Source organism: Stenotrophomonas sp. (genome assembly GCF_032061965.1).
Lineage (GTDB): Bacteria > Pseudomonadota > Gammaproteobacteria > Xanthomonadales > Xanthomonadaceae > Stenotrophomonas.
Map to the genome: position 1 here is coordinate 1 of NZ_DAMBEF010000035.1, position 22,096 is coordinate 22,096.

Here is a 22,096-nt window from a genome sequence, read left to right on the forward strand (position 1 = left end):
GTCATTGAGGATTGGACTCCAAACCGTTGTGCTACTCAATCTTGGGGGGACGTCGGAGCCAACAATTCGTCGAAGCTCCAGTTCGTACGTACCCCAACGGGGATCGTCCCGCCCGGTAATCCCCCCGCAGATTAGCTGACGCCAAAAGTGGAATTTTGTCGTACCCTTTCCCGAGGAGGTTCCATGAAGACATCCCGTTTCACCGACAGCCAGATCATCGCTGTACTCAAGCAGGCCGAGGGCGGCACGCCCGTGCCGGAACTGTGTCGCGAGCACGGAATCAGTTCGGCGACGTTCTACAAGTGGCGCAGCAAGTTCGGCGGCATGGACGCATCGCTGACGTCCCAGCTCAAAGAGCTGCAGGAGGAGAACCGGCGCCTGAAGAAGATGTATGCCGAATCGCAGATGACCGCCAAAGTGCTGCGCGAGGCGATGGCAAAAAAACCCGCCATTTGGCGGGCTCGGATTAGAAATGCCAGTCTTGCGTCTACTGATTGGCTGGAATTGGAGGCTGAGCTGGACACTGCACTCGCTCGCCTACAGACACCAACTCTTCAGATAGCATCCTTTTGGCCTGATACGCCAAGTTCCCCGCAGAGCCAGTGGCGGGAATTGAATTAAATTCGGGGACAATCAAGTACTTTCCACCCCCAAGCGGCTGCTTATTGACGGTGCCTGAAATTCCGATTCGAGGAACATAAGTCTCGAGCATCATTTCCGAGACAAGCCTGAGCCTCATTCCACTCAAGCGCTGCAGCCCTGAAGCTGCGGTACTCCACATCGCCTCACATGCATCGTGACAACTACACTCTGCACGCGGCATCGCATGCGATGGTCTTTCTTCAGTGCGCCCCTTGCGCTGCCATCCTTGTCGCGGTCCGATTTCAATGATCGGCTCTTTTGCAGCCAGGGCGCCCGCTGGCGTGCCCCCAACTGCGGCGGCGAAAATTATCAGAAACACCGATCCGATGGCCATGTATTTTCCCTAGATAATAGAGGGGCCGATGGTAGCGCCTGATTGGTCTAGAAGACTAGGGCGCCTTCGCGCCCGGCCCCTTGGAGCTGCGTTCTCGTACAACTCGCTTGCCATATGGCAATGGTTGCCGTGACCAGCTCACGCTTCCGCATGAAGGATAATTTCAGCTGCTTCGTCAGCACGATTGAACCCGCGAACCTTAATATCGTGCTTTCCGCCAAATTCCTCTAGTTCAGCAAATGCTGAGTTGGAGGCACCGATCATCTTGTCAGAATATTCCACAGACTCAATCGTCGGCAGCCAAAGCATCAGCTCGTAGGCGCGGGCCCCAAACATGTGCGAATCGAAGTCTCTAACGATCTGAAGATCGAGGAGACGCGCCTTGGCGTGCTGCCGCTTTCTCGAGAGGTTTGCCCCCGGCACTAATGCATCAAAGTTGGCGACAATCCGACTGCCAACATAACCAAGTCTCGTAGAAATTCCATCGTGACGCTTCAGCTCATAGTTGAAGCGGCCAGGAATATCCGCATTTTTCTGCAGCACTGCGTAGCGAATCTGGTTAAGCCAGCGCTCTACTTCCACAGTAGGCGCGTCTTCCTCCGGAACTTCCGCAACCGCAGAATCTGGGGGCCTACGCCATAGGCTTGCGACCAGTGCGGCACCTGAGCGCGCAGCTTCCTCAACTGAATCCGCACAAGCAGGCCTAATCGGGCCCAGAGACGCGCCGCTAAAGGGTGCGATCCATGATTCAAGCATGCCGCCAGTAGCGAAGTACTCCTGCAAATCCTCTGCAACTAAGCCAGCCAGCCCGGCAAAAACGGCAGACTGCTCGCCGTACATGCACTTAATCACCTGACTCGTCACCGTTTGCTCCACGTGCGAACTCCCGTTCCCGGAAGCCGCAACTGCAACGACTATGCGCTCGCCACTGCCATTCATAGGCTCCATAAACACGGGGGCCCAGCGGTAGACGTTCGAAGGTGCCTGAGGAAATACGTCGGGATTAAAATTCATGGGAAGATCCCCATCTGCTGAACCGGAACTCTCTCACAGCCTAATTTCAGGAGGTGAGATTGCCGCATCCCTAACCAATCTGCCATCTCCGGCACGCCATTGGCTTGCTGAATTCCGCCTGCATTTGCGAGAACGCCATTCAAGCCGATGGATTGATAGATTGACATGGTCTCTTCCACCTTACGGCGGTATTCATCCCGTTCTGGCCCAAACTTGCCACTGTCAACTGCGTTGAAAAGTTCGTTGAAGAAAGAAAGAGCGTCCGGTTGCATCAGCTCGGCAAGGATGGCTTTATCGTGATCAATTAGCCAAAAGTTGCCGTTCCCGTCAGACAGGACGTTGCCTGGATGCCGGTCGGAATTGCCGATCCATTCGTCAAAGCACACTGCGTCTATAACTTTTGGCCAGGCTCTAAGCAGGGAGCGCGCAGTGGGGGAATACGAGCGCATCCCCTGGAATAGATTGGGATGATTAATTGCGATGGACCCGAACCCAATCGGATGGGGGCCAAACGCTGGAGGAATGGAAACAACAACCGCGTCAGGCACGGGAAGGCCAACCGATCGAGCAATAAGGAAGGCAAACAACTCGGCGGCAAGACGGTCTTCATGGATTACACGCTTAACGTATGCCTCGAATTGGCCATTGGACGTGTGAATCATGCCGCGCACAGGCGCGCTATCGCCCATGTCGGCTTGACCGAGTACGTTTACCAGCGTCCCAAACTGAACCATCCGTAGCGCCCCCTCCTCCACGACGTGACGGAATAGTGCCACCAGCATCGGGCGCGGACAACACATCGTCCATTTGAAGCTCGGCAGCCCGCTGCGCTACTAACCCCCTCCAGGAAAGTCAGCGCCGCCCCCTCAATGACGCGAACCCCGGCCATCACCTCCTCCCAAACCTCGCCTTCCAGCCCCTCCCGGTCCAGCTCGCTGAAGACGACGTTGTAGTCCAGCCCTATCGGGCCTCCGGCACCACCGCGCCACTGGGAGGAGACCCGAGAGAACATTTCGATAGGCAAGGCGCATTCCGGCCAGTGATCGACCTCGGGAGGCTTGGTAGTGCTTTGCCTTGAGGCCGCTGCCCGTAAGCTCGGTCTCAGTGGGGGCGCGCCAGTACATCGCCCCCACCCCCTCTATCAGTTTCCCTTTCGGGCTACCTGGATCGCCTGGACGTACCCATAGATGATGGCCGTATCGAGGCCAATCTGGTTCTGCAGGGCCAGTTCAACGCCCTCGATATCCAGATCCATGTCGGCGTCCCACTCGGCGACCATGTCGAGGATGACTTGCGCCGGGGTCAGCTCACCCCCGGCCAGCTTGTCTACCAACTCCTTGTAGGCGTCCTTGAGCAGGTGGCGATACTTGAGCTTCAGCTTCTGCTCTCGGCCCTGACCAACGATGGTCAGGATTGCGTCGAACATTTCCGGCGCTTTGACCTTGAACATTACTCAGCCTCCACCAGTGTGAAATCGCTCACCGCGGTAAACGACATGGTGTTGCCCATCGGATTGTTCGAACTGATCGACGGATCACCGTCGAAGGACAGCGATTCAAGCGGGTGTGCTTGTAAGGCCCGACGAGTGCAGCCGCTGCCGCAAGGTGCCAAAACGCCGGCTCGATGGCGCAAGCGGAATCCAGGGACACCACCACGACTAATCTCAGCCATTGGCGGTTGAGTGGGTCTGCTCAAAGTGCCACCGCAAGGAAACCCCCGTTCCCTGAAGTCATGGGAGCGCCCACCTTCGGATCAAGGAATGGTCAGGCAAAGCTGAGGGAAGATGACATCGAGAATATCCGCAATGGCGACCGCAGTTGCGCGGCCACTGCGGTCATCTATGGCGTGGGCAAAACGACAATCCAAGATGTGCGGTCGGGACGATATTGGAAACAAGTCCCCGCCCGCAGGGGGTGAAGTGATATGACTGGTGGAATGGAGTGGGTGCGCAGGAACTACGGCGTGCCAGCAAAGCGCGGCGGTCGCGTCGGGTACACAGGCGATGGAGTGCCAAAGCTCGGGACAATCGTGTCTGCAACGACGAGCGGCCACTTGAAGGTCGAACTGGACAATCAGCATCGCTCCATCAAGCTGCATCCGACCTGGAAGCTGCGCTATCTGGACGCGGACAGCCCGCAGGAGGTGAGCGATGCAGATTGAGCCATGCCCGCACTGCGGCGACAAGGAATGCGATACCGATTGCGGCGAGCGCGCCCTGATCTATCGCGAGCATCGACGCCGGCAGCTTGCGGATATCGAGATCGATCCTGCCGAGCTGTGCCAGGACTGCGGGGCTTACATCGGCGACGAGGGGCCCTGCGACCTGTGCGAACAGGAGGCGAGCGATGCGTAACAAGGCACTAGAAGCACTGAAAGGAGGGGAAGATGAGCGCAGCTGAGAGCATCCCGTGGGAGCTACGTGCGATTGATGCAGAGGGAGTCGGCTCTCTGATGGGACTGGCAGCGCGGACGGTGCTGGAGACAGTTGCGTGCCGCCCAGACTTTCCCGTCCGCCTGACCATGCGGCCGGCCACTTGGGTGGCTGGGGAGGTTTTGGAATGGCGAAACGCAAACCGCGCCGGGATCCCGAAAGGACGCCGACGCGGTAGTTAACGCCAAGATTACGCCAAGATTACGCCAAGGAGGGCGGCAACCGTTGGTAGATAAAGCTTTCTGGTGCCGGAAATAGGAATCGAACCTACGACCTACGCATTACGAATGCGCCGCTCTACCAACTGAGCTATTCCGGCGTGGCCGCGAAGTGTAATTGAAGCCGGGCGTGGCGGTCAATCGACGCTACCGGGCCCCTGCGCGCCCTGCTCCATACCCCCGAGATCACCGCGTCGGCTCAGACCGGGCCACGCTGGACTGGGCCTGATCCCGCATGGGCCACACTCACGCCGGCCTGCACTGCCGCCCGCATCAATCCCACACCTGACCAATCCTCTGCGCGGCCGCCAGCCGGTATGCCTCCAGCCGGGCGCGCAGCATGGGATCGCCGGCAAAGGCGATACCGGTCGGCAGCAGGCTGGGGTCGAAGACGCGCTTGCGCTGCGCGGCCTGCTGGCGGGTGACGCGATCCAGCCACAGGTGGCCGAGGGCGACCGCCGGAAGGTCCGGATCCCAGGGCTGGGAGATGTCGGCCGGGTCCAGGTTGGCCGGGGCCTCGGTGAAGACCAGCGCGAAAGCGACGCTCTCCCTTGCCAGCTCGGCGCGCAGGCGGCGGTCAAGATAGTCGGCAGCGGCGGGCGCACCCAGCTGCGGATGCGGCTTCGCCGGGCGCAGCACCAACCTGCCGATGCGGGTGTGACCATCGCTGGCAGTCAATCGGTAGGGATGCAGGAAGTGATAATTCAGTGCGCTGTAACTGGCGCTGCGCGCAGCCTGCCGCAGATACTCAAAGCGCTGGGCCGGCTCCGGCAAGGTATGCAGCAGGGGCCGCGCCGCAGTCATCACCCGCAGGAAGGCCAGGAACTCTTCGGGCGTCCGTGCCGGGTAGGACTCCAACGAGTGCCCGACCAGCACCATCGCAGCGCGCGCACCAATGCGCACGGCGATGCCGCGTGGTTCGGCCGCCGGACTGCGCTGGTCGATCTGCGCATCCGCACCACTGCTGGAGAAGCGCACCAGCACCGGCTGCTCCAGCCCACCCAGCACCGCCGCCATGCTGTACTGCGCGGCCAGCGGCGTGGCACGAAAGTGGCCCTCCACCAGCAGCCCGCGCGCATGGTTCAGCCGGGTTCCCGGCGGCGGCTTGCGGGTGCCCTGCAGGGCCGCCAACAAGGCATTTGCTTGGCCCGTGATCATGTTGCACCTCCAGGCGGACGCCACGTCCGCCAACCTGCTGCGGTACGGCGTTCGCTCACGGGTTGACCACCCCCGGGCGCAAGGCGATGTGCTTGTACTCGATGAAATCTTCCAGCGCTGCGACGCCGTTCAAGCGCCCCAACCCGGATTGTTTGAAACCGCCTTCCTCGGTGCCGTCGAATACGCGTGCCCAATCATTGACCCAGACCGAACCGGCTGCCAGCGCTTCTGCCACCCGCAGCGCCTTGTCGAGGTCGCGGGTCCAGATGCCAGCGGCCAGGCCATACGACGTGCTGTTGGCCAGCTCGACTGCATCTGCCTCGCTGTTGAAGCGCTGCAGTGTCAGCACCGGCCCGAACACTTCCTGTTGCACGATATCCAGGCGGTTGTCGTCCACCTCCAGCAACGCCGGCCTGAAGAAAGCGCCCTTGGACAGCGCACCCGTGCCGACCGCACCACCGCGCACGATGGCCCGCGCACCGGCGCGCAGCGCAGTCTCCACCATCAGCTCGATCCGCTCGACGTTGGCCTTGTCGATCAGCGGGCCCATGTCGCTGAGCGGATCGCTGGCAGGCCCTACCCTGACCATGCGCAGGCGCTCGGCAATGGTGTCGCGCACGCGCTCGTACACACCGTCCTGCACCAACAGGCGCGAGCCGGTCATGCAGAACTGGCCTGCGAATACGGTCAACGCCTTCTCAAGCACCGGCAGTGCCTGCTGCAGATCCGCATCGTCGAACACGATCATCGGCGTCTTGCCGCCGAGCTCCATGCCAAAACGTTTGAGATTGTTGGCGCCGGCAGCGGCGATGATCCGGCCGGTACGGGTTGCACCGGTGAAGCTGACCACCGGTACCTGCGGCGTATTGACCAGGTAACTGGACCCATCGGCGCCACTCTCGAAGAACAGGTTGATCACCCCGGCCGGCAGATCGCGCGCCTCAGCCATGATCCTGGCCATCATGCTGGCGGTCTGCGCGACCTGCGCAGGCAGCTTGATCACGGTCGAACAACCGGCCGCCAACGCCGGCGCCAGCGAACGAATGGTGAGGACTACCGGTGAATTCCACGGCGCAATGACCGCCGCGACGCCCATGGGTTGGCGCAGGATCATCGACAACCGACCGGGTTTTGGCCGCAATGCCCTGCCCGACTCCAGCAGCGCCGCGGCAGCGTAATAGCGCAACTTGCTGGGCACCATGTCCAGCTCGAAGGCAGCCTCGCGCTTTACCTTGCCATTCTCTTGCGACAGCACATCCAGCAATGCCTCGTAATTCCGCTCGAACGCTGCCGCCATCTGTTCAAGCACACGCGCACGCAGTTCGTGGTCATGCGCCCACTGCGAATGGACAAACGCGCGGTTCGCCGCAACCACCGAGGAAATAGCAGCATTCAGCCCATCATCCGGATAGTTGCCGATCACCTCATACGTGGCCGGATTGATGGAGTCACGCAGCGGTCCGTCGAAACGCGGCACGCCGTTGATCCAGTTCGCTGCACGCCGCAACAGCAGCTGCCCGCTCCCAAGCTTGTTCATTGTCCCTCCTCGCCACTGTCGTCGGCGGATGGTTTGGCCTTGCGCCGGCCCCAAAATGCCGATGCCGCATCCAGCAAGCGTTCGACCATTGGCCCGGCGATGAACACCACCACCGGCACGATTACCGCGGTGGACACCAATACGCGCAGCGGCATCGACAAGTGGTGGAACTGGTCGCCTACCAGCGCCAGAAAAAGCACCACGCAGGGATACACCGCCAGCCACGTCTGCAAGGTTCGCCTGACCTTCGTTGCCAGCCAGTTGTTCACAGCCACATCAACCATCCCGCAGCCATTGGCTGACCCGCTCGGCCAGCATGATCACGGTCGGATTGGTCGCCACGCATGGCACGTCGGGAAACGACGAGGCATCTGCCACGCGCAAGCCCGCGACTCCGCGTACACGCCCCTGGTAGTCGGTGACGGCATGCGGATCACCGTCGCCGCCCATCGGTGCGGCCGAGGTCGGGTGGTGATAGATGTCCAACGCCATCGGCAAGGCGGCGTCCAGTGCCGCATCCCCGACACGCATCGCACCGGGCACCATTTCTTCAGAGATCATCCGTGCCAGCGGCCCTGCGCCGGCAATACGCCGTATCGTTTGAATGCCCTCGACCATGCGCCTTCGATCTTCAGGATCGTCCAGAAGATTCAACGCAATACGCGGCGCATCGGTGGCCAGCGTGGAACGCAACGTCACCCGGCCCAGGGAACGCGGACGCGTCAGCGCAAGCGCGAGCACAAACACCGCACCGGTGGGCGAGCTTTCCGGGTCACCGTAATGCACGGCGGACACGTGCAGGTCTCCTTCGCCAGGGCTGGCAAGCGCGGACTGCGCCCACAGGATCGCGCCAACCGGTGGCACTGGCAGGCCCAGCTCACCGGGCCGCGCCGCCCAGGTGGTGTAGAAGAACGGATGCTCCTGCAAGCGCTGCCCTACCGGCAGGTCCGCGACCACATCGATATTCATCTCACGCAGCGCATCCTGCGGGCCTATGCCGGAGCGCAGCAGGATCGCGGGTGTCCCGTACGCACCGGCGCTGAGCACGATCTGGTTGGCGGGGATGCGCTCACCGTCGGCCAGCACCACCGCGGTGGCTTGGCCGTGACGCGTTTCAACCCGATCAACCAGCGTCTGGCTGCGGATATGCAGATTGGGACGTTGCCGTACCTGCAGCGACAGATACGTCATGCCGGTATTCAAGCGTTGGCCCATGCGGTTGTTCATCGGGTACGGACCGACCCCGAAGGGTTGCGTACCATTGAAATCCTGCACCCGGGCAAAGCCGGCCAACATTGCAGACGCGATGAACGCGCGTTGCATGTCCGAGACTTCGTCTTCCTGCAACTGATGGATGGGCCACGGTCCCTCGCGGCCATGCTCGGCATCTGCACCAAACAAGGTGCGCTCGCTGCGGCGGAAGAACGGCAGTACATCCGCTGGCGTCCAGTGTGGCAGCCCGGTGCGCGTCCAACGCTCGAAGTCACCGGCGGGGGCCCGCATCGCCACGCCCGCGTTGACCGCCGAGCAACCGCCCAGCACCTTGCCGCGCGGTATTGGCAGACGCGCGCCGAGCCCGTCCGGCTCAGCGGTAAAGCCCCAGTCATGTGTGCTGTCACCGCCGATGATGCTCTGCAGGCGCACCGCATCCGGGTACGCATCGGGTGCATACGCAGGGCCCGCCTCGATCAGCAGCACCCGGCGAAAGGCATCCTCGCTCAGGCGGCTGGCCAACACTGCGCCAGCCGACCCTCCGCCAACCACCACCACGTCATATGCCGGCGCCGCATCCTCACCAAAAGGACCGCTGTGTCGCAGCGGACGCCATGCTGTACCCGAAGAATAATGTTGGTTTGCCATGGACAATACCTCCATCCGCAATGACTGCGGCGCCGCTGTTCACCGGCATCGCATACACCATGCGCATCGAGCCGGACCGGCATGAGCGATGGTCAGTCAAGCAGCACATCGGCGGAACCACCGTTCTGTTCGGGGCACTCAGGAAACAATGTCCTCAAATATTTCATCACTTGAATCACTCAACGGCCTGATGGCATTTGCCACTGCGGTGGAGACCGGTGGCTTCTCTGCTGCGGGACGCCGCCTGGGGCTGTCATCCTCGGCCGTTGGAAAAGCAGTGGATCGGCTGGAGATGCGTCTTGGCATGCGCCTGCTGAACCGCAGTACGCGCGCCCTTGCACTGACCGGTGCCGGCGAAGTCCTGTACCAGTACGCCATCAAGATATTGAAGGATCTGCAAGACGCCGAGCGCGAAATGCAGTTGCAGGAAAGTACGCCCCGCGGCCACCTGAAAGTGAGCGTCCCGCCGATGCTGGGGCGTCGGTTCGTGCTACCCGCGTTGCGGGATTTCCAACAGGTCTATCCGGAGGTGATGGCCTGCCTGAGCTTTGAAAACGCCTACGTCGACATCATCGACGAAGGCTACGACCTTGCGCTTTGGCCCGGCGAACTTGAGGACTCCAGCCTGCAGGCAAGACGGCTGGGGCCCATGCATATGATGACCTGCGCGGCACCACGGTACTTCGCCGAACATGGCAAGCCGCAATCCCTCATCGACCTTGCCCAGCACTGCTGGATTCGCTTTCGGCGGCCGGACAACAAGCGGATGGAACCCTGGCGTTTCCGCGACAACGTCATCCTGCCGAAGCCTCGGTCATCGATCAGCTTCAACGACGCCGAAGCAATGATGGTCACGGCCGTAGCCGGCTGGGGAATCATGCAAGCACCCGAGTACACGATGCGGGAAGACCTGCAGGCAGGCCGGTTGGAACCGATCCTGCAGGACTATGCATGGGACAAGGGTGGCATCTCGTTCGTATGGCCTGCGCACGCGGCCCGGGCACCGCGTGTGCGGGCCTTCATCGATTTCATGTCCGAGCGCTTGATTGCCGACCTTTACCCGCAGCCCGACATGCGTTGATCGAGCGCTGCCGCAACTTTCCTTGGCCCCCATTACCTAGTCGCTTCGGCAACACGCGACCACCGCCCGATGCGCCGGCCGGCACATCGGGCGGCCACGCATTACGCGCCCGCCATCCACTTCAGCATCAGCCCGGTCATATAGGCAATGACCGTTCCAGTGGCGTAGCCAACGGTGCCCAGCAATACACCCACGGGTGCCAAAGTCGGGTGGAAGGCTGCGGCCACTACCGGCGCCGATGCGGCAGCACCGATATTGCCTTGCGAACCGATGGCAAAGAAGAACAGCGGTGCACGCAGCAACCGGCCAACGATATAGAGCAGGGCGATATGCACACCCATCCAGATAACCCCCAGCAGGAACAGCCACGGCCTGTCGGCCAGCGACAGCAAGTCCATCTGCATGCCGATGCAGGCGATCAGGAAGTACAGGAACAAGGTGCCGATCTTGGATGCACCGGCTGCCTCCAGGTTGCGCGCGCGGGTGAAGCTGAGCAGCAGGCCACTGAGGGTGGACAGCATCACCACCCACACAAATGCAGAATCCAGCGATGCCTTACTGGCCCAGCTAACGTTCTGCCCGAACCAGCCCGCCAACGGCGTCGCCAACGCATGCGCCAAGCCAACGACGCCCAGGCCAACGCCAACAATAATCATCAGATCGGTAAGTGAAGGATTACGCGCACTCTTGGCTTCGTACTCGGCGATGCGGCGCTTCATGTCATCGATGGCCGATGTATCTGCACCGCTGCGCACATCGATCGACTGCGAACGCCCGGCCAACCACAGCAGCACCGCCATCCACAGGCTGGCGCAGGCCACGTCGACCACCGCGATCTGGCCAAACGTGGTGGCATCGACGTTGAAGGTTTCACGCATGGCGGCCATGTTGGCGCCACCACCGATCCAGCTGCCGGCCAGGGCAGCCATCCCGGCCCAGGTATCGCCGGCCACGGTTTCGGGGTGGATGAACTTCATTACCTGGAACGACACAGCCGCACCCAGCACGATGCCGACGGTACCGGTGACGAACATGATCAGCAGTTTGGGGCCCAGCTTGGCGATGCCCTTCAGGTCGATGGAAAGCGTGAGCAGGACCAATGCGGCGGGCAGCAGGACATCGCGCGCGATCGGGTTGTAGAGCTTGGTGCTGTGGCCGTCGATCAGGCCGGTGGTGTTGTAGATGGCCGGGATGAAGTAGCACAGCAGCAAGGCCGGCACCCAGGCGAAGACCTTCTTCCAGAAGGGTGTCGGGCCGCTGGCCAACCAGAAGATCAGGGCCAATGTGGCAGCTATCAGGCCGAGGCCGACGATGTCATTGGTGATGAGGGCGGTGCTGGTTTCGGTCGGCATAAGGCCTGTTCCTGTCGATCGAAGGGAAATAAAAACGCCACGTTGGTGACGTGGCGTGGGAGGGTGGAGCCTAGCATGGTGGTGTTGTGTGCGGGGTTTGCATGGGAAAGCGGCGCTTCGCGCTTCCCCTCTCCCCAACCCCTCTCCCGCAAGGGGAGAGGGGCTTTGAAGCTGCAGTTGCACATGTTGCTGGCACTCGGGCCAACTGAGCCCCTCTCCCTTTACGGGGTGAAAGGAGCAGCTTGCGAACCACAGGTTCGCTGCTCATTGAACGCCCTTGCGTCAGCGCAAGGGCTGGGGCGCGGAGCGGGGGTTGGGGAGAGGGGAAGCGCGCAGCGCGCGCCAGAACTCACCCTGCCCCAGCCATCGCCCTCAACGTAATCCCCACCACATACGCCGCACCGGTACCCACCGCATAACCCAGGGTACCCAGCAACACGCCCACCGGTGCCAGCGCCGGATGGAACGCGGTAGCCAGCACCGGCGCCGAGGCCGGCCCACCGATATTGCTCTGCGAAGCAATGGCGAAATAGAAGAACGGCACCTTCAGCAGCTTCCCGGCAAGCCACAGCAACACGATATGCACGCCGATCCACAACACGCCCAGCGCGAACAGCCAGGGCTTTTCCAGCAGTGCCAGCAGATCCATCTGCATGCCGATGCAGGCGATCAGGAAATACAGGAACATCGATCCCCACTTCGACGCACCCACGCCTTCCAGCTCACGTGCGCGGGTGAAGCTCAGGCCCAGGCCGATGAAGGTGGCCAGCAGCACTACCCACACGAAGGGCTTGTCCATGCTCACCGAACTGGACCAGCTGACGTTGGCGGCAAACCAGTTGGCCAGCGGCCCCGCCAAGGCATGCGACAGTGCAACGGCACCAAAGGCGATACCGGCCATCACCATCAAGTCACCCAAGGCCGGAATGCGCGCGTGCTGCGCCTGGTAACTGGCCACACGGTCACGCAGGTCGTCCAGCGCCGTGGTATCGGCACCGCTGCGCTTGTCCATCGCCGGCGCGCGCGAGGCGAAGAAGATCAATACCGCCATCCACACATAGCCAACACCGACATCGACCACCGCGAACTGGCCGAACGTGGTGGCGTCGACTTCGAAGATCTCTTTCATCGCCAACATGTTGGCACCGCCGCCGATCCAGCTGCCGGCCAGTGCAGCCATGCCGCCCCAGGTGGCACCGGCCACCGTTTCAGGGTGCAGCCAAGCCATCACCTGGAAGGCCACGACAGCACCCAACATGATGCTCAGGACAGCGGCCACGTACATGGCAAGCATCTTCCAGCCCAGGCCGAGGATGCCTTTCAGGTCGATCGACAGGGTCAGCAACACCAGCGCAGCAGGCAGGAAGACATCGCGTGCGATCGGGTTGTAGAGCTTGGTGGTTTCACCGTCGATCAGGCCGAAGGTGTTGTAAACGCCGGGAATGAAGTAGCACAGCAGCAACGCAGGGACGAAGCTGTAGAACTTTTTCAGCAGCGGATTACTGCTGCCCGATGTCCAGAAAATGACGCCCAGCGTGGCGGCGATCAAGCCGAACACGATGATATCGTTGCTGATGTACGCGCCTGTAGCGACTGCCAACATCATCTATTCCCTTGTGGTGCGTTTGCGGGCGAGCCCCGCCCATGGATGAAACCTGCAGCCGCACCACGAAGGCAGACAGCAACTGCGCAGGACCAGACACAATGGCGAGTCCTTCGCCCCATCCGGCCATCCCCGTCCGGGTGTACATCACCGCGACGCATACGTTGCGGCACTTGCCGCCGCAACACTCAGAGCGTGGTCACGATCGCTGCACGTTGCCGCGCGTATTCCTCATCGGTGATCACGCCTTTGGCCTTGAGCTCATCCAGTTGCTGCAGGCGACGCTGCGCGGCCGCCACCGGATTGCCGGGCTTGCGTGACCCCAGTTTGACCAGCCACACGATCAGGCCGACCACGCTCGCCGCCAAAGCGAACAAAAACAGCAGTACCAACAAATGCCAGATGCTCAAAGCGCCCATTGCGCATGCTCCCTTGCTGTTGAGTGCTCGTGACGGGCCTGTCCGTGACCCGATCACCCTGGACGCGGGGCGCGCCGCATGGCACGCCCCACGCAACTGCTTACTGACCGATGTGCTGCTTCAGCCAGCCATTGACCGTGTCATGCCACAGCACACTGTTGTGCGGCTTCAGCACCCAATGGTTTTCATCCGGGAAGTACAGGAACTTGGACTCGATGCCCTGGCGCTGCAGCGCGGTAAAGGTGGCCAAGCCCTGCTCCACCGGGATGCGGTAGTCCAGCTGGCCCTGCACCACCAGCATCGGCTTCTTCCAGTTGCCAACATGGTTGACCGGGTTGAACTTCTCGTAGTTCTGCGGCACGTCGTACGGGGTACCGCCTTGCTCCCACTCGGTGAACCACAGTTCTTCGGTGGCATAGCCCATGGCACGCTGGTCGAACACACCGTCGTGGTTCACCAGGCACTTCCACGGCTCGTTCCAGTTGCCGGCGATCCAGTTGACCATGAAGCCGCCGTAGCTGGCACCCAGTGCGCAGGCCTTGTCGCCGTTGAGGAAGCTGTACTTCTGCTGCGCCGCGGCCCAACCCTTCTGCAGGTCTTCCAGCGGGCGGTCGCCCCAGTGCTGGCTGATTGCATCGGTGAAGGCCTGGCCGTAACCGGTGGAGCCATGGAAATCGATCATCACCACCGCGTAGCCCTGGCCGGCATAGGTCTGCGGGTTCCAGCGGTAACTCCAGCCATTGCCGAAGCTGCCCTGCGGGCCACCGTGGATCAGGAACGCCACCGGGTACTTCTTGCCTTCCTGGTAGTTGTGCGGCTTGACCACGTAACCGTGCACGGTCTCGTCGTTCCAGCCCTTGAACGAGAACTGTTCGAAGTCACCAAAGTTCACGCCGTCCAGCATTTCAGCGGCACTCTGGGTGATGGCGCGCTGCGGTGCGCCGGCAGCGGTGCTGCTGGTGAACACCTGGTCGCCACTCTTCAGCGAGTTGCGGGTAAAGGCCAGCGCATCACCGGCGATATCGAAAGAGGAGATGCTGCCCTCGCCCACCAGCTTGGTCGGCTCGCCATTGGCGATGTTGACCGCGAACAGCGGGTGTTCCCCCATGTCCTGTGCAGTGGTGTAGATGGTCTGGCCATCGGCCGACAAGGTGATGCCATCAGCGGAACGATCCCACTGTGCGGCGATCTCGTTGACCTTGCCCGAAGCAAGATCCAGCGCCATCAGGCCGAAGCGGTCAGCCTCGAAGCCCGGGCGCTTCATCGCGCGGTAGAACAAGGTCTTGCCGTCGGCGCTGAATACCGGGCCGGCATCCCAGGCGGGGTTGGCTGCGGTCAGGTTGACCGGCGCCTGCTTGCCTGCGGCATCGAGCTTGTACAGGTCGAAATTGGTCGACCACGGCTCCTGCTTGCCCTGCACGCGGATGCTGGCCACCACCGAGGTGCCATCCGGCGACCACACAAAGTCTTCATTGCCGCCAAACGGCTTGGACGGCGCATCGCCGGCCAGCGTTGCGCTGATAGCCGAGGCGCCCTTTGCAGCAGCTGCTCCGGCAGCCGGCAACGGCGCCACGAACAAGGTGTTGCGGCGGCCATCGGCCCAAGTATCCCAATGGCGCACGAACATGCTGTCGAACACCTGCCCGCTGGCCTTGGAGGCCTTGCCCTGATCCAGGCGCTTGCTGGTGCAGGCCAGGTCCGAGCCGCAGTCCTGGAACACGCCAGCGCTGAACAGGACGCGGTCGCCCTGCGGCGAGATGCGGTAGCTGTCCACGTCCAGCGCGAAATCGGTGAGCTGGCGCGGTTCGCCGCCTGCCAGCGGCATCACGTACAGCTGCTGGCTGCCGTTCTTGGCGCTGAGGAAGTAGACATCCTGGCCCTGGATCGAGGCCGAGTTGACGTTCCAGCCCGCCGGGGTGAGCTGCTTGGGCGGCGCCATGTCGCGGGTGCGCAGATCGCGGATCCACAGGCTGCTGCTGGCCTTGAGGTCGGCATCCACCACGCGCTTGGCAAATACCACCTGGGCGCCATTGGCGCTGAGCAGCGGTGCGGACGCGCGATCCAGCTTGACCATGTCGCGGACTTCAAAACCGCGCGCACTGGCCAGCGACGGCAAGGCGGCCAGCAGGCACAACGGCAACAGGGCGTGACGAAGCTTCATGGGCATCTCCCAGGCAAAGACAAACCCCGATGGTAGGCGGGCAAGCCGTCCGGCTGCAAAGGCTTGAAGTCATGGCTGGGTAACCGCCGGAAACAGCAAAGCCGCCCGAAGGCGGCTTTGTGTGGGCTTTGCTTTGAGCCCCCTCCCTTTGGCCGCAGGCTAAGGGGAGGGTTGGGGAGGGGTGCTTTGGCTTTGGCTTTGGCTTTGGCTTTGGCTTTGGCTCCAAGCCCAAGCCAACTAAAAACCAAAAGCTCCCCTCTTCCGCCCCCCCCGCCTTCGCGGGGGCAGGCTCTTCGGGCACCTCTCCTACAAGGAGAGAAGGGAAAATCAGCTCTTCGCTGCGGGCTCGCCCTTCTTGCCGATGCGGTACATCAGCAGGCCAACCAGGAACAACACGAACAGGCCTACCCAGGCCGACAGGCCTGCCCAGGTGTCGGCAAAACCGCCCAACGGCAGGGCCAGCACGTCGCCCTTGCCGCTGACCACGATCGGCACCGCAATGGCGATACCCATCAGCGCTTCACCGGTGATCAGGCCAGCAGCAAACAGCACGCCCGGGCGGTGCACGCGGTCACGGCCTTCTTCGTCGTCGGCACGCAGCTTGTGGAAACGCTCCACCAGGTGGGCCAACAGGCCGCCCAGGAAGATCGGCACCATCAGCTCCAGCGGCAGGTAAATACCGATCGCGGCGGCCAGCACCGGTACGCGGAAGCGCTTGCCGGTCTTCTTGAGCCACTCATCAATGGCGATGATTACCGCGCCAACACCGGCACCCAGGGCAATCATGGTCCACGGCAGTTGGCCGCCGAACAGGCCACGGGCCACCGATGCCATCAGGTTGGCCTGCGGTGCGGCCAGCGAGTTGGGGTGTTCCGCCGTCGGTGCACCGATGCCATAAGCATGGGCCAACAGGTTCAGCACCGGCGCCATGATCAGGGCGCAGGAGAACGCACCGATACCCAGCATCAGCTGCTGCTTCCATGGGGTGGCACCGACCAGATAGCCGGCCTTGAGGTCCTGCAGGTTGTCACCGCCGACGGCGGCGGCACAGCACACCACCGCACCGATCATGATCGCAGCCACCGCACCCAGCGGTGCGCCGCCCACGCCAACCGGAATCAGGCCGTCCTTGCCCAGCAGCACCACCAGCACCACCGAGGCGAACAGGATGGTGGAGATGGTAATGCCCGACACCGGATTGTTGGACGAACCGATCAAACCGGCCAGGTAGGCCGACACCGATACGAACAGGAAGCCGGCGACGATCATGATGATGGTCATCGGCACCGACACGTGCCACTGGCCAACGATGGCCTGGTACAGCCCCAGCAACGGCAGGGTGAAGGCGACCAGGGCGATCAGCATCCACTTCATCGGCAGGTCGCGCTCGGTCTCGGCCAGGGCCGGGCCACTGCTCTTGCGGGCTGCGGCGAAGCCACTCTTGACGCCGTTCAGCAGCGACTTGCGCAGCGAGAACAGGGTCCAGACGCCGCCAATCAGCATGGCGCCCACACCCAGGTAACGGATCTGCGAGCCCCAGATGGCGAAGGCCGCATCAGCTGCCGGCGCATTGGCGATGGATGCAGCCAGCTCCGGGTTGCCGCCCAGGAAAAACGCCTGATACAGCGGGATGGCGATGTGCCAGGACAGGATCGAGCCGGACAGCACCACGATGCCCACGTTCAGGCCAACGATGTAACCCACGCCCAGCAACGCTGGCGACAGGTTGGTGCCGATGAAGGCGGTGATCTTGGTGCTGCCGACATAGGCCGACTGCGCCCAGGCATCGGGGAAGATGCGCAGGCCCGAGGCCGCGGCCAGCTTGACCAGGCCACCAATGGCCGCCGAAATACCGAGGATCTTCATGCCCGGGCCGGGGTTTTCACCGGCCTTGAGCACCTCGGCTGCGGCCTTGCCTTCCGGGAAGGGCAGCGGATCTTCGACGATCATCGAGCGCCGCAACGGCACCGAGAACAGCACGCCCAGCAAGCCGCCCAGGCCAGCAATACCCAGCACCCACCAGTATTTGAAGTCCGGCCAATAGCCCATGATGACCAGCGCCGGGATGGTGAAGATCACGCCGGCAGCAATCGACGAACCGGCCGAGGCACCGGTCTGGACGATGTTGTTTTCAAGGATGGTGCCGCCCCCGAGCAGGCGCAGCACGCCCATCGAGACGACAGCCGCCGGAATGGCGGTTGCGATGGTCAGGCCTGCGAACAGGCCCAGGTAAGCATTGGCGGCGGACAGCACCACAGCCAGCACGATGGCAAGAACCACCGCGCGGAATGTGAGCTGCGCAGGCGCAGCGTTGTTCATGGAAAGCCCTTGGATGGCAAAAAAACCTTCGCCACGCTAACGCCCGCTTAACGGCAAGTCCAGCCGCGGCGCGGCACGGGCCCGCATGCGGCACAGCCAGCGCTCTGATTCGGCACAGCCCAGCAAGGGTTTGCACCGATGCTGCGGCGCGAGCTACGCCCTCCCCTGCGTCCACCTATACTCGCCGGCTTCGATCCAGACGCCCGTCTCATGTCCACATCTTCCCTGCCGGCGACCGGCACTGACGACTTCCTCGGCCACCCCAAGGGCGTCTACGTCTGCTTCTTCACCGAGATGTGGGAGCGCTTCTCCTTCTATGGCATGAAGGCCCTGCTGCTGCTCTACCTCACCAAGTACCACCTGTTCGGCGACAAGGCTGGGCTGGACCTGCTTGGCGCCTACGGCGGCCTGGTCTATTGCATCCCGGTCTTCGGCGGGCTGTTGGCCGACCGCTGGCTGGGCATGCGCAAGGCGGTGGTATTCGGCGGCATCCTGCTCGTGCTCGGCCACGCCGGCATGGCGTTCGAAGGCCATGCCGCACAGCGGGTAGCCGGTGAAGTCGTACGCGACGAAGCCGCGCTGTCGGTGACCTACCTGTCGCTGGCGCTGATCATCATGGGCGTGGGCTTCCTCAAGCCCAATATCTCCACCATCGTCGGCAAGCTCTATCCGGAAAACGATCCGCGCCGCGATTCGGGCTTTTCGCTGTTCTACGCCGGCATCAACCTCGGCGCGCTGTTTGCCTCGCTGGTCTGCGGCTTCCTCGGTGAGGCCTATGGCTGGAAGTACGGATTCGGCGCTGCCGGCATTGGCATGCTGGTCGGCCTGGGCATGTTCCTGTGGGGCCAGAAATACCTGCACGGCCACGCAGAACCTGCACAACCGGCCAGCCTGCGTGAGCGCGTGCTCGGGCTGCCGCGTGAATGGTTGATCTACCTTGTGGCCATCATTGGCGTGGTGCCGGTTGCGGCCCTGATGTGGGCGGCAGCCAACGGTGCCTTCGCCCTGGGTGGCGAGATCAGCCTGGCGCTGATGCTGATGATCGTGGTGCTCGGCGGCGTGCTGCTGTGGTTCGCCTGGTTCACCGGCACCCACTGCACGCCGGTACAGCGCCAGCAGATGATCGCGCTGATGGTATTGATCTTCATGGCGCTGGTCTTCTTCACCCTGTATGAGCAGACCTATGGATCCTGGGTCACGTTCACCGATCGCCTGCTGACGAAAGACCTGGTGCCCGCCTTGGTGATCCGCGACGGTACGCCGCTGCCGTGGTCCATCGTTTCCCTGCTGTTGGCACCGCTGGGCTTCGTGGTTGCCGCGCGTCTGTCCGACCGTGATCCCGCATCCAGGGCACCGCGCCTGTTGTTCGCCGCTATCGTGGTAGCGATGCTGGTGGTGCTGGTCCGCGACTGCCTGGTGTTGCCGCAGACGGCCGGCTCCCTCACCTATCTGGGCGCGCTGTTCCTGGTGCTGTTGGCCCCGATGTTCGCGGCCTTGTGGGCCTGGCTCGACAAACGCCGGCTCGATCCGTCCAAACCACTGAAGTCTTCATTCGGCCTGGTATTCGGCGCACTCTCCTTCGTGCCTTTGGCCTTGGCCGCACAACAGGTAGGCGCGACCGGCGCGATGGCCAGCGTGTGGTGGCTGGTGCTGGCCTACCTGATCCTGGAGATCGGCGAGATGTGCCTGTCGCCGGTGGGCCTGTCGGCGGTTACCCAGCTGGCCGCACCACGCGTGGTCAGCCTGATGATGGGTACCTGGTTCCTGGCTACTGCTTTCTCCGAAACCCTTGCGGCATTGTTCGGCAAGCTGGCTGCCATTGACGTGCCCGAAGGCCAGGTGATGAACATCGCCGAAGCCGCTGGCCGCTACGAGCACCTGTTCTGGCTGCTGATGTGGATGGGCCTGGGCTGCGCGGCAGTAGCGTTGATTGCCTCGCCGCTGCTGAAACGGATGATGCACGGCGTGCGCTGACAGCGGCAGGTGCGGCGCAAGTCGCGAAACCGGTATTCGCTCAGAGATCGACATGCGTTGTCCTGAGCGGCTGTCAGCTTCGCCATCTGCGCCACACCTACCGATTGCTTACAACGCCACCTGCAGTTTGATGCCCAGCACCAGCGCCGAGTCCACTTCGGCCACCCCACCGGGGTCCTTCACATACTGCAGGTTCGGCCGCACTGTCAGCCAATCGCTGACATGCACGCCGTAATAGAGTTCGGCGTTGTATTCGGTGCGCTGCACGGGCTGGTAAAGCGGGTCGGCGAATGCCTCGACATCGTTGGACGCATTCAACAGCCGTTGCCGCCGGGCCACACGATCATTCACATGGATGCGCCCGATACCGAGACCGATATCGTCATGTGGTCGTGCGTTGAACGGCCCGCGGTACACCGCGCCCAATTGCTGGAATCCATCCACCGTATTGGTGGCTTTGTCATGGATGGTCAGATTGGCGAACAGGCTCAACCCGCGTGAGGCATCGCCATCCACGCGCGTGAGCTGCTGCTGTGCCGTGAACCACGCACCATGCTTGCTGGCCCGCTGCCTGAAGGCATTACCGCTGATTGCCTGCGGCATCCCCTGCGCATCCAGGTACACATCCTGTGCCCGCGCCGTACTACGAAAATAGCCAAGGCGATACTCGCCGGGCAGACCACCGAGAAATTGCTGCGGACTCCAAACCAGTTCCACCGGCATCAGCGTGCCGGCACGGCCTCGTGTGCTCAAGGTAAAGCCGCGCCGGGGATCCAGCAGCAACGGATTCTGCTCATAGGCACCTATCTGCAACGCCAGCTCACGCGAGAGCTGGACCTTTGCCCGCACCGCCCATTGGCTCACCGGCCAGTTGTACCAAACCGAACCGGCCCAGTTTCCCATCTGCGAGCCACACACCACCAGGTTCTGGAAGTCACAGGGAAAGCTGTTGAAATCCTCACCCTCTCCAAACCGCCCCAGTTTCAGGTCAAGCCGATCACCGAAGTATTTCTGCTTGAACCACAACTGGGTCAGCCGCCAGCGTTGACCACGCCCCCACACTTCCTGCACCGAGCTGAGCTGGCCCGCTCGCGGATCGGCGATCCCCACATTCGACAGATTGCGACCGCCGCGCTCAGTCACCGAGAGCTGGAACTCGGCCCCGCCCCAACCAAAAACCTTCTCCAGATCCACGTGCAGCCCCGCTGCAAATTGGTGGCTGTAGCGACCAATGTGATCGTCGCTGTATCCACCATCCAGCAAACCAGCGACTTCACCCACGTAGCCGATATTGAAATCGTAACCGCGCTCCTGCAGTCGCGTCCGCGCACCGCCCCAGTCGCCGAGCATCCACGACGATCCGCTGCCCTGTTCCTCGGCGGCCATCGCGCTGCCCGCAGCCGATAAACATGCCAAGACACCCAATAGCCCAGCCGGCAGTACAGTTGAACCGAGTACTTTCCTTTCCATCGCATCACTCCTTGAGCGCAGACCTAAGGCAAGGCAGTGGACGCTGCGCGACGCAGCTCACCACCAAGGCAGTCACCGTGACGCATCCCACGATGCGATCGAACCCAGGCTCCGGAATCAGAGATGAGGCCGCAACGCCAAGCGCAATTGCATCGGCCACAGAGTTAAGTCGACGGCTCTGAATTCGTCATAAACCAGGTCGGATGCAGGGTGCGGCCCCGCCAAGTAAATCAGCGATGAAACAAGGAGGAGCGAATCATGCGCATGCACTAGAACTGCGAAGTTCGGGCCGCAAGCTCAAACCTCGCGCCGCAATGAGCGCATGAAAACAGGAACTTCCAGAGATTCTGACCAAATTCGGCGCCAACTGGTCCGCGCATCAAAGAAGCAATTCGGCACAATGCGGTCCAGGGATGGAAGCGAAGTACATCCTCAGCCCTTGACGCACGGCAACGTCTTTCCCTCAGCACGCACATCTCAAAGAAAAAACGATGCGGTTCATCAAGACCCGCCCAATGCGCAA

The 22,096-nt window shown here is 62.3% G+C and carries 17 protein-coding genes, 1 tRNA gene and 1 pseudogene; 4 read left to right on the plus strand and 15 right to left on the minus strand.

Going from position 1 to position 22,096, the window contains the following annotated elements; translation table 11 throughout:
• Nucleotides 1-183 precede the first annotated feature (183 nt).
• A pseudogene (locus RT460_RS15440) lies at nucleotides 184-444 on the plus strand (transposase); the annotation flags it as partial.
• A 670-nt stretch (nucleotides 445-1,114) separates the two neighbouring features.
• Here RT460_RS15440 and RT460_RS15445 read toward each other — a convergent pair.
• The 4 genes from RT460_RS15445 to RT460_RS15460 all read right to left on the minus strand — a co-directional run bounded on the left by RT460_RS15445 (nucleotide 1,115) and on the right by RT460_RS15460 (nucleotide 3,440).
• Nucleotides 1,115-1,990 carry a hypothetical protein gene (locus tag RT460_RS15445; RefSeq protein WP_313319960.1) on the minus strand — a complete coding sequence of 292 codons (876 nt, stop codon included), beginning with the start codon at nucleotides 1,988-1,990 and terminating at the stop codon, nucleotides 1,115-1,117.
• On the minus strand, nucleotides 1,987-2,772 hold the full coding sequence (locus tag RT460_RS15450; protein WP_313320016.1) for a hypothetical protein: 786 nt from the start codon (nucleotides 2,770-2,772) through the stop codon (nucleotides 1,987-1,989). The genes RT460_RS15445 and RT460_RS15450 overlap by 4 nt, the downstream gene beginning before the upstream one ends.
• Nucleotides 2,700-3,002, minus strand: coding sequence for a DUF1799 domain-containing protein (locus RT460_RS15455; RefSeq protein WP_313320012.1), 303 nt, complete (start codon nucleotides 3,000-3,002; stop codon nucleotides 2,700-2,702). Before RT460_RS15455 ends, RT460_RS15450 begins: the two co-directional genes overlap by 73 nt.
• A 129-nt stretch (nucleotides 3,003-3,131) precedes the next feature.
• Nucleotides 3,132-3,440 carry a phage tail assembly chaperone gene (locus RT460_RS15460; RefSeq protein ID WP_313319962.1) on the minus strand — a complete coding sequence of 103 codons (309 nt, stop codon included), beginning with the start codon at nucleotides 3,438-3,440 and terminating at the stop codon, nucleotides 3,132-3,134.
• Between the two features lie 699 nt (nucleotides 3,441-4,139).
• Here RT460_RS15460 and RT460_RS15465 point away from each other — a divergent pair.
• On the plus strand, nucleotides 4,140-4,343 hold the full coding sequence (locus RT460_RS15465) for a hypothetical protein (RefSeq protein WP_313319964.1): 204 nt from the start codon (nucleotides 4,140-4,142) through the stop codon (nucleotides 4,341-4,343).
• Between the two features lie 321 nt (nucleotides 4,344-4,664).
• Here the strand turns inward: RT460_RS15465 and RT460_RS15470 are convergent.
• The 5 genes from RT460_RS15470 to RT460_RS15490 form a co-directional block, all read right to left on the minus strand.
• Nucleotides 4,665-4,740, minus strand: a tRNA-Thr gene (locus RT460_RS15470).
• A gap of 172 nt (nucleotides 4,741-4,912) precedes the next feature.
• Nucleotides 4,913-5,797: a catalase gene (locus RT460_RS15475; protein ID WP_313319965.1), complete on the minus strand. Its 885-nt coding sequence runs from the start codon at nucleotides 5,795-5,797 to the stop codon at nucleotides 4,913-4,915.
• A gap of 55 nt (nucleotides 5,798-5,852) precedes the next feature.
• Entirely contained in the window at nucleotides 5,853-7,334 is a 1,482-nt protein-coding gene (locus RT460_RS15480) for an aldehyde dehydrogenase family protein (protein WP_313319967.1), read from the minus strand.
• Nucleotides 7,331-7,609: a hypothetical protein gene (locus RT460_RS15485; RefSeq protein ID WP_313319969.1), complete on the minus strand. Its 279-nt coding sequence runs from the start codon at nucleotides 7,607-7,609 to the stop codon at nucleotides 7,331-7,333. The genes RT460_RS15480 and RT460_RS15485 overlap by 4 nt, the downstream gene beginning before the upstream one ends.
• A gap of 1 nt (nucleotide 7,610) precedes the next feature.
• The gene (locus RT460_RS15490; protein WP_313319970.1) at nucleotides 7,611-9,194 is read right to left on the minus strand and encodes a GMC family oxidoreductase N-terminal domain-containing protein; all 1,584 of its coding nucleotides are present in this window, start codon (nucleotides 9,192-9,194) and stop codon (nucleotides 7,611-7,613) included.
• 148 nt (nucleotides 9,195-9,342) lie between these two features.
• Between RT460_RS15490 and RT460_RS15495 the strand changes: the two genes are divergently transcribed.
• Nucleotides 9,343-10,275: a LysR family transcriptional regulator gene (locus tag RT460_RS15495; RefSeq protein WP_313319972.1), complete on the plus strand. Its 933-nt coding sequence runs from the start codon at nucleotides 9,343-9,345 to the stop codon at nucleotides 10,273-10,275.
• Between the two features lie 101 nt (nucleotides 10,276-10,376).
• Here RT460_RS15495 and RT460_RS15500 read toward each other — a convergent pair whose 3' ends face one another.
• The 5 genes from RT460_RS15500 to RT460_RS15520 all read right to left on the minus strand — a co-directional run bounded on the left by RT460_RS15500 (nucleotide 10,377) and on the right by RT460_RS15520 (nucleotide 18,129).
• On the minus strand, nucleotides 10,377-11,627 hold the full coding sequence (locus RT460_RS15500; protein WP_313319974.1) for a DUF819 family protein: 1,251 nt from the start codon (nucleotides 11,625-11,627) through the stop codon (nucleotides 10,377-10,379).
• A 349-nt stretch (nucleotides 11,628-11,976) separates the two neighbouring features.
• A complete protein-coding gene (locus RT460_RS15505; protein WP_313319976.1) occupies nucleotides 11,977-13,230 on the minus strand; it encodes a DUF819 family protein in 1,254 nt (417 codons plus the stop codon).
• Nucleotides 13,231-13,418: 188 nt separating this feature from the next.
• On the minus strand, nucleotides 13,419-13,649 hold the full coding sequence (locus tag RT460_RS15510; RefSeq protein ID WP_313319978.1) for an SHOCT domain-containing protein: 231 nt from the start codon (nucleotides 13,647-13,649) through the stop codon (nucleotides 13,419-13,421).
• Nucleotides 13,650-13,749: 100 nt separating this feature from the next.
• On the minus strand, nucleotides 13,750-15,810 hold the full coding sequence (locus tag RT460_RS15515; RefSeq protein ID WP_313319980.1) for a S9 family peptidase: 2,061 nt from the start codon (nucleotides 15,808-15,810) through the stop codon (nucleotides 13,750-13,752).
• A gap of 327 nt (nucleotides 15,811-16,137) precedes the next feature.
• The gene (locus RT460_RS15520) at nucleotides 16,138-18,129 is read right to left on the minus strand and encodes an oligopeptide transporter, OPT family (protein WP_313319982.1); all 1,992 of its coding nucleotides are present in this window, start codon (nucleotides 18,127-18,129) and stop codon (nucleotides 16,138-16,140) included.
• Nucleotides 18,130-18,339: 210 nt separating this feature from the next.
• Between RT460_RS15520 and RT460_RS15525 the strand changes: the two genes are divergently transcribed.
• Nucleotides 18,340-20,103: an oligopeptide:H+ symporter gene (locus tag RT460_RS15525; RefSeq protein ID WP_313319984.1), complete on the plus strand. Its 1,764-nt coding sequence runs from the start codon at nucleotides 18,340-18,342 to the stop codon at nucleotides 20,101-20,103.
• A gap of 108 nt (nucleotides 20,104-20,211) precedes the next feature.
• Here the strand turns inward: RT460_RS15525 and RT460_RS15530 are convergent, their stop codons facing one another.
• On the minus strand, nucleotides 20,212-21,573 hold the full coding sequence (locus RT460_RS15530; RefSeq protein ID WP_313319986.1) for a carbohydrate porin: 1,362 nt from the start codon (nucleotides 21,571-21,573) through the stop codon (nucleotides 20,212-20,214).
• Nucleotides 21,574-22,096: the final 523 nt, after the last annotated feature.